The organism is Streptomyces lavendofoliae (assembly GCF_014649735.1).
Classification (GTDB): Bacteria; Actinomycetota; Actinomycetes; order Streptomycetales; family Streptomycetaceae; genus Streptomyces; species Streptomyces lavendofoliae.
The window spans coordinates 300,144-312,923 of the sequence record NZ_BMTP01000003.1 but is presented as its reverse complement, the minus strand read 5'-3'; the positions used below and the strand labels follow the sequence as shown (position 1 = coordinate 312,923).

12 protein-coding genes are annotated in these 12,780 nt (G+C 76.9%); 8 read left to right on the top strand and 4 right to left on the bottom strand.

What is annotated here, in order from left to right; translation table 11 throughout:
- Positions 1 to 138: 138 nt before the first annotated feature.
- The 4 genes from IE109_RS07040 to IE109_RS07025 all read left to right on the top strand — a co-directional run bounded on the left by IE109_RS07040 (position 139) and on the right by IE109_RS07025 (position 5,219).
- The gene (locus IE109_RS07040; protein ID WP_189549869.1) at positions 139 to 1,653 is read left to right on the top strand and encodes an ABC transporter substrate-binding protein; all 1,515 of its coding nucleotides are present in this window, start codon (positions 139 to 141) and stop codon (positions 1,651 to 1,653) included.
- A 191-nt stretch (positions 1,654 to 1,844) separates the two neighbouring features.
- Positions 1,845 to 3,557, top strand: a complete 1,713-nt coding sequence (locus IE109_RS07035) for an ABC transporter permease subunit (protein ID WP_189550115.1) — start codon at positions 1,845 to 1,847, stop codon at positions 3,555 to 3,557.
- Positions 3,547 to 4,533 carry an ABC transporter ATP-binding protein gene (locus tag IE109_RS07030; RefSeq protein WP_189549868.1) on the top strand — a complete coding sequence of 329 codons (987 nt, stop codon included), beginning with the start codon at positions 3,547 to 3,549 and terminating at the stop codon, positions 4,531 to 4,533. Before IE109_RS07035 ends, IE109_RS07030 begins: the two co-directional genes overlap by 11 nt.
- Positions 4,530 to 5,219 (top strand): ATP-binding cassette domain-containing protein, encoded by a 690-nt coding sequence (locus IE109_RS07025; protein WP_189549867.1) that lies wholly within the window; start codon positions 4,530 to 4,532, stop codon positions 5,217 to 5,219. The genes IE109_RS07030 and IE109_RS07025 overlap by 4 nt, the downstream gene beginning before the upstream one ends.
- Before the next feature lie 3 nt (positions 5,220 to 5,222).
- Here IE109_RS07025 and IE109_RS07020 read toward each other — a convergent pair whose 3' ends face one another.
- Together IE109_RS07020 and IE109_RS07015 are read right to left on the bottom strand one after the other, a co-directional pair.
- Positions 5,223 to 5,477: a ferredoxin gene (locus IE109_RS07020; RefSeq protein ID WP_229890650.1), complete on the bottom strand. Its 255-nt coding sequence runs from the start codon at positions 5,475 to 5,477 to the stop codon at positions 5,223 to 5,225.
- Complete coding sequence (locus IE109_RS07015) at positions 5,474 to 6,670, bottom strand: cytochrome P450 (RefSeq protein ID WP_189549866.1); 1,197 nt, start codon at positions 6,668 to 6,670, stop codon at positions 5,474 to 5,476. Before IE109_RS07015 ends, IE109_RS07020 begins: the two co-directional genes overlap by 4 nt.
- A 284-nt stretch (positions 6,671 to 6,954) precedes the next feature.
- On the opposite strand from IE109_RS07015, the gene IE109_RS07010 reads away from it, so the two are divergent.
- Positions 6,955 to 7,266: a hypothetical protein gene (locus IE109_RS07010; protein ID WP_189549865.1), complete on the top strand. Its 312-nt coding sequence runs from the start codon at positions 6,955 to 6,957 to the stop codon at positions 7,264 to 7,266.
- 132 nt (positions 7,267 to 7,398) lie between these two features.
- Here the strand turns inward: IE109_RS07010 and IE109_RS07005 are convergent, their stop codons facing one another.
- Complete coding sequence (locus IE109_RS07005) at positions 7,399 to 7,734, bottom strand: YnfA family protein (RefSeq protein WP_189549864.1); 336 nt, start codon at positions 7,732 to 7,734, stop codon at positions 7,399 to 7,401.
- A gap of 209 nt (positions 7,735 to 7,943) precedes the next feature.
- Between IE109_RS07005 and IE109_RS07000 the strand changes: the two genes are divergently transcribed.
- Positions 7,944 to 9,878 carry a protein-arginine deiminase domain-containing protein gene (locus IE109_RS07000; RefSeq protein WP_189549863.1) on the top strand — a complete coding sequence of 645 codons (1,935 nt, stop codon included), beginning with the start codon at positions 7,944 to 7,946 and terminating at the stop codon, positions 9,876 to 9,878.
- 21 nt (positions 9,879 to 9,899) lie between these two features.
- Positions 9,900 to 10,664, top strand: a complete 765-nt coding sequence (locus tag IE109_RS06995; protein WP_189550113.1) for a DUF72 domain-containing protein — start codon at positions 9,900 to 9,902, stop codon at positions 10,662 to 10,664.
- Positions 10,665 to 10,704: 40 nt separating this feature from the next.
- Here IE109_RS06995 and IE109_RS06990 read toward each other — a convergent pair whose 3' ends face one another.
- Positions 10,705 to 11,226: a flavoprotein gene (locus IE109_RS06990; protein WP_189549862.1), complete on the bottom strand. Its 522-nt coding sequence runs from the start codon at positions 11,224 to 11,226 to the stop codon at positions 10,705 to 10,707.
- Positions 11,227 to 11,469: 243 nt separating this feature from the next.
- Here IE109_RS06990 and IE109_RS06985 point away from each other — a divergent pair, with 243 nt between their 5' ends.
- Positions 11,470 to 12,750 (top strand): serine/threonine-protein kinase, encoded by a 1,281-nt coding sequence (locus tag IE109_RS06985; protein ID WP_268251460.1) that lies wholly within the window; start codon positions 11,470 to 11,472, stop codon positions 12,748 to 12,750.
- Positions 12,751 to 12,780 lie beyond the last annotated feature (30 nt).

Below are 12,780 nucleotides of genomic sequence, written 5' to 3'. Positions count from 1 at the left end.
GACCCGCCGCGCCGGCGGGCGGGACGCCGCGCTCCCGGAGGAGGGGCCGGACCGGACCATTATTGAAAACGATTGTCATTGTGTTACGGTCGCCGCCTTCCCCCTCCCCCTCGTCCCACCGCCGCCCGGAAGGTCCTCGTGCGCCTGCCCTCCCGCCCCCTCCACGCCGCCGCCCTGGCCACCGCCGGGGCCCTGCTCACCGGATGCTTCGCCGCCACCGGTCAGGACCCCGGCGGTGACGGCGGGCGCATCCGCGTGGCGATGATGAACCCGCCGCGCTCCGGGCTCTCCCCGCTCTCCGACGACGCCTTCAAGCTGTCCCGCTGGTCCACCGCCGAGACCCTCGTCACGCTCGACGCCGACGGCGACCCGAGGCCCGCCCTCGCCACGTCCTGGCGGCAGGCCGGCCGGACGTGGACCTTCACCGTCCGCGAGGGCGTCACCTTCCACGACGGCAGCCCGCTGACCGCCGGGGCCGTCGCGCACTCCCTCACCAGGGCCGCGAACGCCTCGCCCAAGCCCCGCATCCTCGACGGCGTCGACCTCCGGGCGACCGCCTCCGGCCGCACCGTCGCCGTCACCACCGCCGCTCCCGACCCGCTCGTCCCGCAGCGCCTCAGCTCCCCCCAGCTGTCGATCCTGTCGGCCAAGGCGTACCGGGGCAGGACCGTCAGCCCGGTCGGCACCGGCACGGGCGCGTTCCGGCTCATCGAGGTCGACGGCACGTCCTCCGCCACCCTCGACCGGTACGACGGCTACTGGGGTACGAAGGCCAAGGCACCGGGCATCGACGTCACCTTCGTCCCCGACGGCACCGCCCGCGCCGCCGCGCTGCGCAGCGGGGAGGCCGACATCGTCGAGGCGATACCCGTCTCCCAGGCCGCGCTGCTCGACCCCGGGCTCATCACCGAGGTGCCGATGCCGCGCACCAACACCCTCTACCTGAACACCGCCGAGGGGCCGTTCAAGGACCCGGGGCTGCGGGCCGCCGCCCGCCGCGCCGTCGACGCGGAGGCGATCGCCGAGAGCGTCTACGAGGGGCGGGCCGACGTCGCCCGGGGCCTGCTGGGGCCGGCCCTCCCCTGGGCGGCCGCTCTGCGCTCCGAGCCGAAGCGCACCGGCCCGGAGCGCGCCGGGGCCAAGCGCGCCGGGGCGGCCGGGCCGGACGGCGCGGCCGTCACCATCGGCACGTTCACCGACCGCGCCGAGCTTCCCGAGGTCGCCCAGACCCTCCAGCAGCAGCTCCGGCGGGCGGGGTTCCGGGTGACGCTGGAGGTCCGGCAGTACGCGCACATCGAGGCCGACGCGCTGGCCGGCAGGTTCGACGCGTTCATCCTGTCCAGGGCCACCGTCCTCGACTCCGGTGACCCGGCCGCGTACCTCTACAGCGACTTCGCCTCCCGTGGCTCCTTCAACATCGCGCAGCTCGCCGACCCCGCCGTCGACAAGGCCCTGGACAAGGCCGCCGCGACGACGGCGGGTGACGCCCGCCGCCGGGCCGTGATGGCCGCGGAGGCCGCCGTCCTCGCCACCGACGCCGCGATCCCGATGGTCCACGAGCGGGTGGTCCAGGGCGACGCGGCCCGTGTGGTGGGCGCCGCGCACGACCCGCGCGAACGGCTGCTCGTCACGCCCGCCACGTACGTCAGGTGAGCGGCGCGACGGCGGAGGGCTCCGCCCGGCACGGACTGCGCCGCACCGCCGCCGGACTCCGGCGCGGTGCCGCCGACCTGACCCGCACCGTCGGATCGGTCCGCCCCGGCACCGCCGGCGCGGACCGGGCACCCCGCGGGGGGCGCGGCGGTGGGCACGGCACCCGACGGTGGGTGCCCGGCGGTGGGCGGGTGGCGCGGGCGGCCGGGACGGTCGGGGCGCTCGGCGTCGTCCTCGCGGTCGTCGGGCTGCTGCCCTGGCTGTCCGGCCGCGACCCGGCGCTCACGGTGCTGCGTGCCCGGTCGGCCGAGCAGGAGGCGACGCCCGAGGCGCTGGACGCGATCCGGGCCGATCTCGGGCTGGACGCAGGGCCGGTGACGCCGCCGGTCCGCTGGGCCGCCGGCCTCCTGCGGGGCGACCTCGGCACCTCGTGGGTGTCCGGCACCGACGTCCTGCCGTCCGTGGTCACCGGACTCCGGGTGTCCCTGGGCCTGATGGGCGCCGCCCTCACGGTGGCGCTGATCGTGGCCGTCGCCCTCGCCGCACCCGTCCTGGTGCGCGGGCGCGGCACGTCCGGGGCGTTCGCGGCGATGCTCGCCGCCGTGCCCGAGTTCCTGCTCGCCACCGTCGTGCTGATCGTCGCCGGGGTGTGGCTCGGACTGCTGCCCACCTCCGGCTGGCAGGGCCCCGCGCACCTGGTGGGGCCCGCCGTCGCGCTCGGCGTCCCGGCGGGCGGGCTGCTGGGGCGGCTCGTCGCCGACGCGCTGCCCGCCGTGCTCGGCGAGCGGTGGGTGGAGCTGTGGCGCGGGGCGGGAGTGTCCCCGGCGCGGGTCGCGCTCGCCGCGCTCCGCCGCGCGCTGCCGCCCCTGGTCCCGCAGTTCGGCATGGTCGCGGTGGGGCTCACGGGCGGTGCGGTGGCCGTGGAGACGGTGTTCGCGGTGCCCGGGATCGGGCGTACGGCGCTGGGCGCGGCGACGTCGCAGGACCTCCCGCTGCTCCAGGGCGCCGTGCTGGCGCTGCTCGCGCTGGGACTGGCGGTCGGCGCCCTCGCGGCCCTGGTCCGGCGGCGGCTGCTGGGCCCCGCGCTGCGGGACGCGGGGCTGACGCTGCCCGCCGCCCCCGCCCGGCGGGTCGCGCCCGCCGTGCCGGCCGCCCTCGCGGCCGTCCTGGCGGCCGTCATCGGGTGGGGCCTGCTGCGCGACCCGTACACCGTCGACGCCGCCGCCCGCCTCGCCGCACCGTCCCCGGCGCACCCGCTGGGCGCGGACGGCCTCGGCCGCGACGTGCTCGCCCGCCTCGGCCACGGGGCGGCCGCGACGGTCGGCACGGCGGTGGCCGTGTGCGCGCTCAGCTGGCTCGTCGCGGTGGCCCTCGGCTTCGTGCCGCGCCTGACGTCCGGCCTCTCCGACATCGCCAACGCCCTGCCCCCGGTGATCGCCGGCATCCTGGTCGCCGCCGTCCTCGGCCCCGGCACGGACGGCGCCGCGCTCGCCGTGGCCCTGATCTCCTGGCCGCCGCTCGCGGCCCACGCGGCGGCCCTCGTCCAGGAGGTAAGGGCGTCGGGCTTCCTGCTCGCCCAGAAGGCGATCGGGGCGATACCCGGCTGGATCCTGTGGCGGCACGTCCTGCCGTCCGTGGCCGGGCCGGTCGCCCGCCACGCGGCGCTGCGCCTGCCGGGCATGGCGCTCGCCCTGGCGTCGCTGGGCTTCCTGGGGCTCGGCGCCCGGCCGCCCGCCCCCGAATGGGGGCTGCTGCTGGAGGAGTCCCGCGCCTACGTCGAGCGGGCGCCGTGGGCGGCGCTGGCGCCCGCCCTCGCGCTGGCGCTGCTCGCGGGGCTCGCCGTCGCGCTCTCGGCCGCAGCCCGCCCGACCCGCACCACGAGGAGGTCCCCCCATGGCGGATGAACCACTGCTCTCCGTGCGTGACCTCACGGTCGCCTTCGGAGCCGTCGAGGTGGTGCGCGGCCTGTCCTTCGACGTGTACGGGGACGACGTCCTCGCCATCGTCGGCGAGTCCGGCGCCGGCAAGTCCCTGACGGCACGGGCCCTGCTCGGCCTGGAGCCGCGCGGGGCGACCGTCGGCGGCACCGTCCGGATGCGGACGGCCACCGGCACCACCGGCGTGCGGGAGGAAGCCGCCCGGCTGTGGGGGCGGCGGGTGGCGCTCGTCCCGCAGGACGCGCTGTCCGCGCTGTCGCCCGTGCACCCGGTCGAGGACCAACTGGCCGCCGCCGTCCGCTCGCTGCGGCGCGTGTCCCGGCGGGACGCCCGGGCCCGGGCGGCGCGTGCCCTGGAACGTGTCGGCGTTCCCGCGGCCCGGGGCCGCGCGTATCCGCACGAGCTGTCCGGCGGTATGCGGCAGCGCGCCGTGATCGCCATGGCGACGGTCGGCGAACCCGAACTCGTCGTGGCCGACGAGCCCACCACGGCCCTCGACCGCGACCTGCGGGAGCAGGTGCTGCGCGTCCTCACCGAGCGGCGGGAGGCGACGGGCGCGGCGCTCGTGCTCGTCACCCACGATCTGGAGGCGGTCCGGGAGCACGCCGGCCGGGTGCTGGTGATGTACGCGGGACGGCACGTCGAGTCGGGCCCCGCGGACCGGGTGCTGGGCCGCCCCCGCGCCCCGTACACCGCGGGGCTGCTGGCCGCGCTCACCCCCGTGGCGCGGGGTGGCCGGCTGCCCGCCGTCCCCGGGGTGCCGCCCGCCCCCGGCGCGCTGCCGCCCGGGTGCGCCTTCGCGCCGCGCTGCCCGCTCGCCGAGGAGCGCTGCCGGACGCGGAGCCCGGAGCCGCTGCGCGTGGACGCCGTCCGGTCGGTCTCCTGCCACCGCTGGGACGCCGTGCCCGCATCGGCGGCCGGCCTGTTCCCGGGGCGCGCGTGAGCGGCAGCCTGCTGGAGGTCCGCGACCTGGTCGTACGGTACGGCCCGGTGGTCGCCGTCGACCACGTCTCCTTCGACCTGAGCGCCGGCGAGACCCTGGCCCTCGTCGGCCCCTCGGGGTGCGGCAAGTCCTCGACCGCGGCCGCCGTGCTGCGACTGCGCCGGCCGGACGCCGGGGAGGTGCGGTTCGAGGGGCGCGAGCTCACCGGGCTCGACGAGCGGGCCCTGCGCCCGCTGCGCCCGGCGATGCAGCCGGTCTTCCAGGACCCGTACGGTTCGCTCAGTCCGCGCCGCACCATCCGGGACGCCGTCGCCGAACCGCTGCGCGTCCAGGGCCGCTGGGACGCGGCCACCGGCCCCGCGCGGGTCGCCGAGCTGCTCGCCCTGGTCGGTCTGGACGAGGCCGCGCACGGCGGCCGGCGGCCGCACGAGCTGTCCGGCGGCCAGTGTCAGCGCGCCGGTATCGCCCGCGCCCTGGCGTGCGAGCCCAGGCTCCTGGTCCTCGACGAGCCGGTCTCCGCGCTCGACCCGTCGGTCCGGGCCGGGATCCTCAACCTCCTCTCGGACCTCCAGGAGCGGTTCGCGCTCGGGTACCTCTTCATCTGCCACGAGCCGGCGCTGGTACGGCACTTCGCCGACCGGACCGCCGAGATGCGGGCGGGCCGGATCGAGCGCATCGGCCCGTGAGGCTCACCGGTCCGGGGCGGGGGCCGCGCGGACGGCGATCGCGCCGGCGGGGCAGAGACCGGCGGCCTCCCGGGCGGCGGTGGCCGCCGGGCCGGCCGGCGGGCGGGCGTCCAGCAGCAGGACGCGGCCGTCCCCGGCGTCCTGGTCGAACACCCCAGGAGCGGTCAGTACGCACATGCCGGAGCCGGCGCAGCGGTCGCGGTCGACGCGCAGCACGACCGCCGCCGCCTCCCGCCCGGCCGCCTTCCGCCCGGTCACCCCTCGTCCCAGGTGACCGGCAGCCGCCGCACGCCGTGGACGCTGGTGTTCCGACGCAGCCGCACCTCCTCGGGCGGCACGGCCGACCGCAGGGTCGGGAAGCGGGTGAACAGCGCCGGGAGGGCCACCCGCAGCTCGACGCGGGCCAGTTGCTGGCCCAGGCACTGGTGGGGGCCGTGGCCGAAGGCGAGGTGTCCGGTGGCCTTCCGGCGCAGGTCGAGGGTGTCGGGATCGGGGAACCGGGCCGGGTCCCGGTTGGCGGCCTCCAGCGAGAGGGTGACCGTCTCCCCCGCCCTGATCACCTGTCCGTCCAGTTCGACGTCCTCCAACGCCACCCGGGCTCCCGTGTGGGCGATGGTCAGGTAGCGCAGCAGTTCCTCCACCGCCCGGTCGGCCGACTCCGGTTCGGCGCGCAGGGCGGCGGCCTGGTCCGGGTGGCGGAGCAGGGCGAGGGTGCCGAGGCCGATCATGTTGGCTGTGGTGTCGAGCCCGGCGGCGAGGAGGAAGCTGCCGACGCCGGCGAGTTCCGCGTCGGTGAGGTCGGTGCGGGTCAGCTCGCCGAGCACGTCGTCGGTCGGGTGCTTCCGCTTGGCGAGGGCCAGTTCGTGGACGTACTCCCCGAGGCGGGTCAGCGCGGCGGTCTGCTCCTCCACGGGCGCCTCGGCGTCGAAGACGGCGGCGGCGCGGCGCGTGAACATCTCGCGGTCGGCCTCGGGGACGCCGAGCAGCTCGCAGATCATCAGGGCCGGGACGGGGTGGGCGTACGCCTCGATCAGGTCGACGACCGGTCCATGACGCTCCATGGCGTCGAGGTGGTCGGTGGTGATCCGTTCGACCCGCGCCGTCAGCTCGCGCATCCGGCGGACGGTGAACCGGCCGGCGAGCAGCCGGCGGTAGCGGGTGTGCTCGGGGGCGTCCATCCCGGTCATGTCGCCGGGCGGTGCCGGGGGCAGCGGGCCGTCCGGGCCTCCGGGGAACGGGTAGTGCATCAGCTCGTACCGCGAGCTGAAACGGGGGTCGGCCGCTATCGCGCGGACCGTGGCGTGACCGGTGGCCAGCCGGCCGACGTGCCCGTCGGGGTAGCGCATCCGCGCCAGCGGCCGCTCCTCGCGCAGACGGGCGAGTCCGGGGGGCGGGTCGAGGGGGTGGTCCTCGGCACGGTCGCGAGGTAACCGGACGGGTTCCTGGGACATGGTGATGCCTTCCTTCGCGGTGGGACGCCGGCGTGCGGGGGCGGTGGCCCGTCCGGCCGGCGTGGCGGGCGGAGCCCTCACGCCGCCATGGTGACACCAGTTTGGTGCCACTACAAGCCCTGATGGCGCCACAATGGCGCCATCCTCCTGCCGTCGAGCCACCGCGGGAGGCGCCCGGGGCGGCGGCCGTGCCTTCCGGCCGGGCCGGAGCGTTGTCCCGGTACCGCACCGCGAGGCCGGCCCGGACCAGCCGGGCCGGAGCACCGACCAACGGAAAGAAGCCCATGACCAGGACCCGCCGCCTCACCACCCGCATCGTCGCCACCACCGCCGCCACCGCGACCATCGCCCTCGGCGGCGCGGCCACCGCCCAGGCCGCCGACCCGCTGAGCGGCCTCACCGGTGCCGTGCCCGGCGGCCTCACCGGCGCCGTCCCGGGCGGCCTTCCCGGCGGGCTCCCCGGTGGCGCGTCCGGCCCCCTGGGCAGCCTGACGGCCCCGCTCGGCGGCGCCACCCAGCTCGCCTCGGCGGGCGGCCTGGCCGGCGCCACCCAGTTCGTCCAGGGGCTGCTCGGCACCCTCTCCGCGGTGCGCTAGCCGCCCCGGGCCCACGGCCCCGACGGCCACGGGGCCGCGACCGGTGACGTACCCGGTCGCGGCCCGGTCCGCGTCCCACACCCGGCGGAGCTCGGGACCCGGGCGCATGCGGGCCTCAAGAGCGCGCGGGCCTCAGTCGCCGCGCGGGGCGTACATGATGACCGCCATGCCGACCAGGCACACGAGCGCGCCGATGACGTCGAAGCGGTCCGGGCGGTAGCCGTCCGCGACCATGGCCCAGGCGAGCGACCCGGCGATGAACACCCCGCCGTACGCCGCCAGCACCCGCCCGAACGCGTCGTCGCTCTGGAGCGTGGCCACCACCCCGTACAGACCCAGCGCGGCCACCCCGGCGCCGATCCAGATCCAGCCCCTGTTCTCCCGCAGGCCCTGCCACACGAGCCAGGCACCCCCGATCTCGAACAGCGCGGCGGCGACGAACAGGGCGACGGAACGGGCGACGAGCACGACGGAGGGTCCTTCCGGGCGAGGGGGCTCCAGCATCCCGCCGGCCGGCCGGCCGCGCACACCCCGCCCCGCACCTCCGGGGCCCCACCCACCGGGACGAATCCGCCGATCCCCGGCCCCCGTACGCCTTCTCGCGCGTCCCAGGCAACGCGGTACCCCTCCACGCCCTCTTCCGGCTCGATGACCCGCCCCCCACGAAGGGACGAACGGTGGTTACGAGCACCACGAGACGAACAGCCCTGGCCCTGACCGCGATAGGCGCCGTGCTGGTGCCCGCGGCGCCGGTGTCCGCCGCGCCCGGCGCCCCGGCACCGCCCTCCGTCGACCTCCGCGCCGACGTGGACCGGGACGGCAGGGTCGACGTCACCGGCACGACGGACGCCGCGGGGGAGGACACCTGGAACACGGCCCGGGGCGCGGTCTTCCTGCCCAACATCGACGACGACACCAAGCGCTGCCCCACCGCCGGCCCCGGCGGCAAGCCCCTGACCGACGCCGCGCTCGCGGCCTGCGACGACGCCTCCGACGCCGTGATCAACGGCTCCGCCGACCTCGCCGACCTGGCCCGGGTCCGCGCCGTCCCGACGGCCGGCCTGCCCGCCACCGCCACCGGCGCGGTCAGCGTCCCGGCCGGCGGCAGGTACACCCGCGTCTTCGTCAAGCGCGCCACCGGCTGGGCCCACGTCACGGGCAAGACCCGGCTGACGGCCGCCGAGCTGCGCGGCGGCCTCGAGTTCGCGGTCGAGAGCACCGACATCGTCCGGGACAGCAAGGTCTGGGACGGCCGCGCGGTGATCCGCCTGACCGTCACCGTGCCCGGCAGGCCGGCCGTGAAGGACGACATCACCCTCCGCGTCGCCCCCCTGCTGACGCACCACCACCTCCAGAAGGCCCAGCAGGTCCTGGTCACCAAGGTGCCGGGCAAGGACGACTACGCCCGCGGGCAGCAGGCGTTCGTCAACGGTCTGGCCAAGGAGGTGAAGGCCGCCGGGATCGGCCTACCGCTCGTCACCTTCGACAAGTACGAGGACATCTGGGCGCAGGACTTCGTCGAGCCGGGGTACGTGAGCATGACCGGCCCCGGCGGACAGCGCCAGATCATCCGCGTGATGCTGCGCTCGGCGCAGCCCGACCGCGAGGCGGGCCGCGAGCTGTTCGAGCGGATGCGCGGCGACGGCGTGGGCGTCGTCCAGGTCACCGGGGTCCGCGACTCGGAGGAGTGGACCCTGAACTCGATGGGGAACCTGGAGACCATCCCCCCGTACACGCACGGCGGCCGGTCCTTCCCCGCCGGGCGGATCATCATGGGCGAGCGCAAGGACGACGGCTCCAAGCCCGCGCGGGCGATGCGGACGATGCTGGCGTCCCAGGGCCTCCAGGACCCGCTGCTGCTCGACACGTCGTGGCTGCACGTGGGTCACGTGGACGAGTTCGTGCAGTTCCTCCCGGCGCCGGGCACCCCGCGCGGCTGGCGGCTCGGCATCGCCGACCCCGAGGCCGGACTGAAGCTGCTGCGGGACGCGCAGAAGGCGGGGCACGGCGGCACCCGGATGTTCTCCGTGCCGGACTCGCCCGAGCGGTTCGCGCCGAAGGAGACCATCGCCCAGGCCCTCGCCTCCAAGTGGCTGGTGGCCGACAACACCATGGCCGCCCGGCGGATCGAGGCGAACCTGGCGGTCCTGCGGCGCGAGACGGGCGTGACGGACGCCGAGATCGTGCGCGTACCGGCGCTGTACACGCGCGGCACGGAGCCGGTGGGCGAGCGCGGGGACCGGATGCCCCGCCTGTCGCGGCTGGGCGCCGGCCAGGTACCGGACGTGGTCGCCGAACACGGCCAGCAGAAGCGGCTGGTCCGGCGCGACGGGCGGGCCGCCGGCCCCGGCGCCGTCATGACCAGCGCGTACGTCCCCGGCGCCGTCAACGGCATCCTGCTGGCCGGCGACCGGTACCTGGCCCCGCGCCAGTGGGGACCGGTCATCGGGGGCAAGGACGTCTTCAACGCCGCCGTGACCGCCGCCTACACGGGCGCCGGGATGAAGGTCTCGTACATCGACGACTGGTACACGTACCACCTGGGCATGGGCGAGGTGCACTGCGGGACGAACACCCTCCGGGACGCCTCCGCCGCGTGGTGGAAGCCGTAGGCAGCGGGGAGCATGGGTGATGTGCCCGTGCTCATCGGAACCTCGGGGTGGCAGTACAGGGACTGGCGGGACGTCCTGTACCCGGCCGGGCTGCCGCAGCGGCTGTGGCTGGAGGAGTACGCCCGCCACTTCGCGACGGTGGAGAACAACAACGCCTTCTACCGGCTGCCCACCACGGAGGTCTTCACCGCCTGGCGGGAACGGACCCCCGCGGGGTTCGTCATGGCGGTGAAGGCCAGCCGCTACCTGACGCACATCAAGCGGCTGCGCGACCCCGAGGAGCCGGTGGAGCGGCTCCTCGGCCGTGCGGAGGGCCTCGGCGACCGGCTGGGGCCCGTCCTGGTCCAGTTGCCGCCGAACCTTCGCGAGGACACCGGCCTGCTGGACGCCTGCCTGCGCCGCTTCCCCGGCACGGTCCGGGTGGCCGTCGAACCGCGCCACCCCACCTGGTGGGAGGCGGAGCGGGAGCTGCGGACGGTGCTGGAGCGGTACGGCGCCGCCCTGTGCTGGGCCGACCGGGGCTCCCGGCCGGTGACCCCGCTGTGGCGCACCGCGCCCTGGGGGTACGTCCGCCTCCACGCGGGCGCCGCCCGGCCCTGGCCCCGCTACGGGCCACGGGCCCTGGCGTCCTGGGCGGGGCGGATCGCCGGCGCCTGGCCGGACGAGGAGGACGTGTACGTGTACTTCAACAACGACCCGGGCGGGGCCGCCGTCCTGGACGCCGCCGTGTTCGCGCGTGCGGCGTCCGCGCTCGGCCGGACCGTGACGCGTACGCCGGCCCCCTGACCCCCTGGGGCGCGTCAACCACCTGTCACCCGGGGGCCGGTCACCGGGGGATGTCCAGCAGGTCCAGGGCCTCCTCCCAGGGGAAGCCGCCGGACGCGGCGCCCTCCGGGGCCCGGCCGCCGACGCGTACGCCCATCTCCCGCAGGACGTCCAGGCTCCGGCGGTAGGCGGGGTGGGCGGCCTGGGCCGCGCTCAGGCACGGCAGGACGGCGGTGGGCACGCCCGCGCCGTACGCCTCGCACAGGATGCCCAGCGCCAGGGTGTCGGAGATCCCGGCGGCCCACTTGTTGATGGTGTTGAAGGTGGCCGGGGCGACCGCGACGGCGTCCGGATCGGGCAGCGGGCGGGGTTCTCCGGGGCGGCGCCACGCGGAGCGGATCGGGTGGCCGGTCATCGCCTCGACGGCGGCCACGTCGATGAAGTTCATGGCCAGAGGCGTGGCGATCACGCCCACGTCCCACCGCCGGCGCTGCGCCGCGGTGATGAGCGCGCCGACGCCGGGCGCGACGCCGGAGGCACAGACGACGACGTACAGGAAGGGCTGGTGCGGCTGGTCGGGCACGTTCGGGCTCCGGTCGGTGTCACGGGCGGGATGCGGTCGGCGTCCTGGGGCGCGATGCGGTCGGTGTCACGGGCGGGATGCGGTCGCGCCCCGCGGTACGCCGATGGTGCCGCAGTGCGCGCGGCGGGCGGTAGGTACCCTGAGCCCGTCGCGGACTCTCCCATCACCCCTTCCGTTCGGTGCAGTTGTTGCGCCGGCGTCGGCCGGGGTGGCGGATCGATCGGAATCAGGCAGGTGCACAGGGTGCTGGTGGCGGATCGGTACCGGTTGGAATCGCCCATCGGCCGCGGCGCGATGGGCGAGGTCTGGCGCGCCACGGACGAGGTGCTGGGCCGGCCGGTGGCCATGAAGCTGCTGCTCGGGGACGACTCCGACGCGCAGACGGCGGCCCGGTTCCGGCTGGAGGGGCAGACCGCTGCCCGGCTGAGCCACCCGCACGTGGTGGCGGTGTTCGACTTCGGGGCCTGGGAAGGCCGCTTCTACCTGGTCATGGAGCTGGTGGAGGGGCGCAGCCTGGCGCAGGAGCTGGCCGCCGCCGGTTCGCTGGACGCGCCGCGCGTGGCCGCCGTCGCCGCGCAGACCGCGGCGGGGCTGGCGTCGGCGCACCGGCAGGGGATCGTGCACCGGGACATCAAGCCCGGGAACCTGATGGCGGACGCGGACGGCACGGTCAAGCTGGGGGACTTCGGGATCGCCCGGTTCGTCGACGACCCGGCCGCCGCGCTCACCCAGGCCGGGCAGATCGTCGGGACCAGCCTGTACCTGGCGCCCGAGCGGGCGCTGGGCCGGCCGGCCGGCCCGGCGTCGGACGTGTACTCGCTCGGGTGCGTGCTGTACCAACTGCTCACCGGCCGGCCGCCGTTCCACGCCGACACAGCGACGGCGATCCTGTACCAGCACATCGACACCGCGCCGGTGCCGCCGCTGCGGCTCGGGGTCGACGTGCCGCCCGCGTTCGAGAACTACCTGCTGGGCATGCTCGCCAAGCAGCCGGAGGAGCGGCCCACCGCCCAGGAGGTGGCCGACTGGTTCGCCTCGGGTGCCTGGCAGGGGCGGGCGCAGTCGCTGCCGGCCCCGGCGCCTGCCGCCGCCCGCTCCCGGCGCGCCGCGCACCCGCAGGGCGCCGGCCGCGGGCCGGCCACCGCGCACGCCCCCGCCCCGGCGCCGGCGCGGGCCGTGCCCGTGGCGGCGCCCGCGCGGCCGGGCGGGCCGCTGCCCGCGGCGGGACCCTTGCCGGGCACGGCGCCGGGGAGCGGCGCGGGAACCACGTACGCGCTGCCGCAGGTGCCGCGCCAGGGCGGCCGGGGCAGGCGTGCCCTGCCCGCCCAGCGCGGGGTGGGCGGCGCCCGGCAGTTCGTCCGGCGCCGGCCGCGGGTGGCGAGCGTCATCGCGGGGAGCGTGGCCTTCTTCGCCGCCGTCCTGGTCGGCATGGCGCTGTTCTCGCCGAAGACCACCACCGCCGAGACGCCCCAGGTGGAGATCGCGGTGACGCCCAGCGGCCCGGCCGGCGGCGCCGACCACTGATCGTCCGCCGCCCGGAGCGCCGGCCCCGCC

Coding starts and splice junctions, on each gene's coding strand:
- IE109_RS07010 (WP_189549865.1), top strand. CDS start 6,955: ATGACCAGGACCCGCCGCCTCACCACCCGCATCGTCGCCACCACCGCC.
- IE109_RS07030 (WP_189549868.1), top strand. CDS start 3,547: ATGGCGGATGAACCACTGCTCTCCGTGCGTGACCTCACGGTCGCCTTC.
- IE109_RS07015 (WP_189549866.1), bottom strand. CDS start 6,670: ATGTCCCAGGAACCCGTCCGGTTACCTCGCGACCGTGCCGAGGACCAC.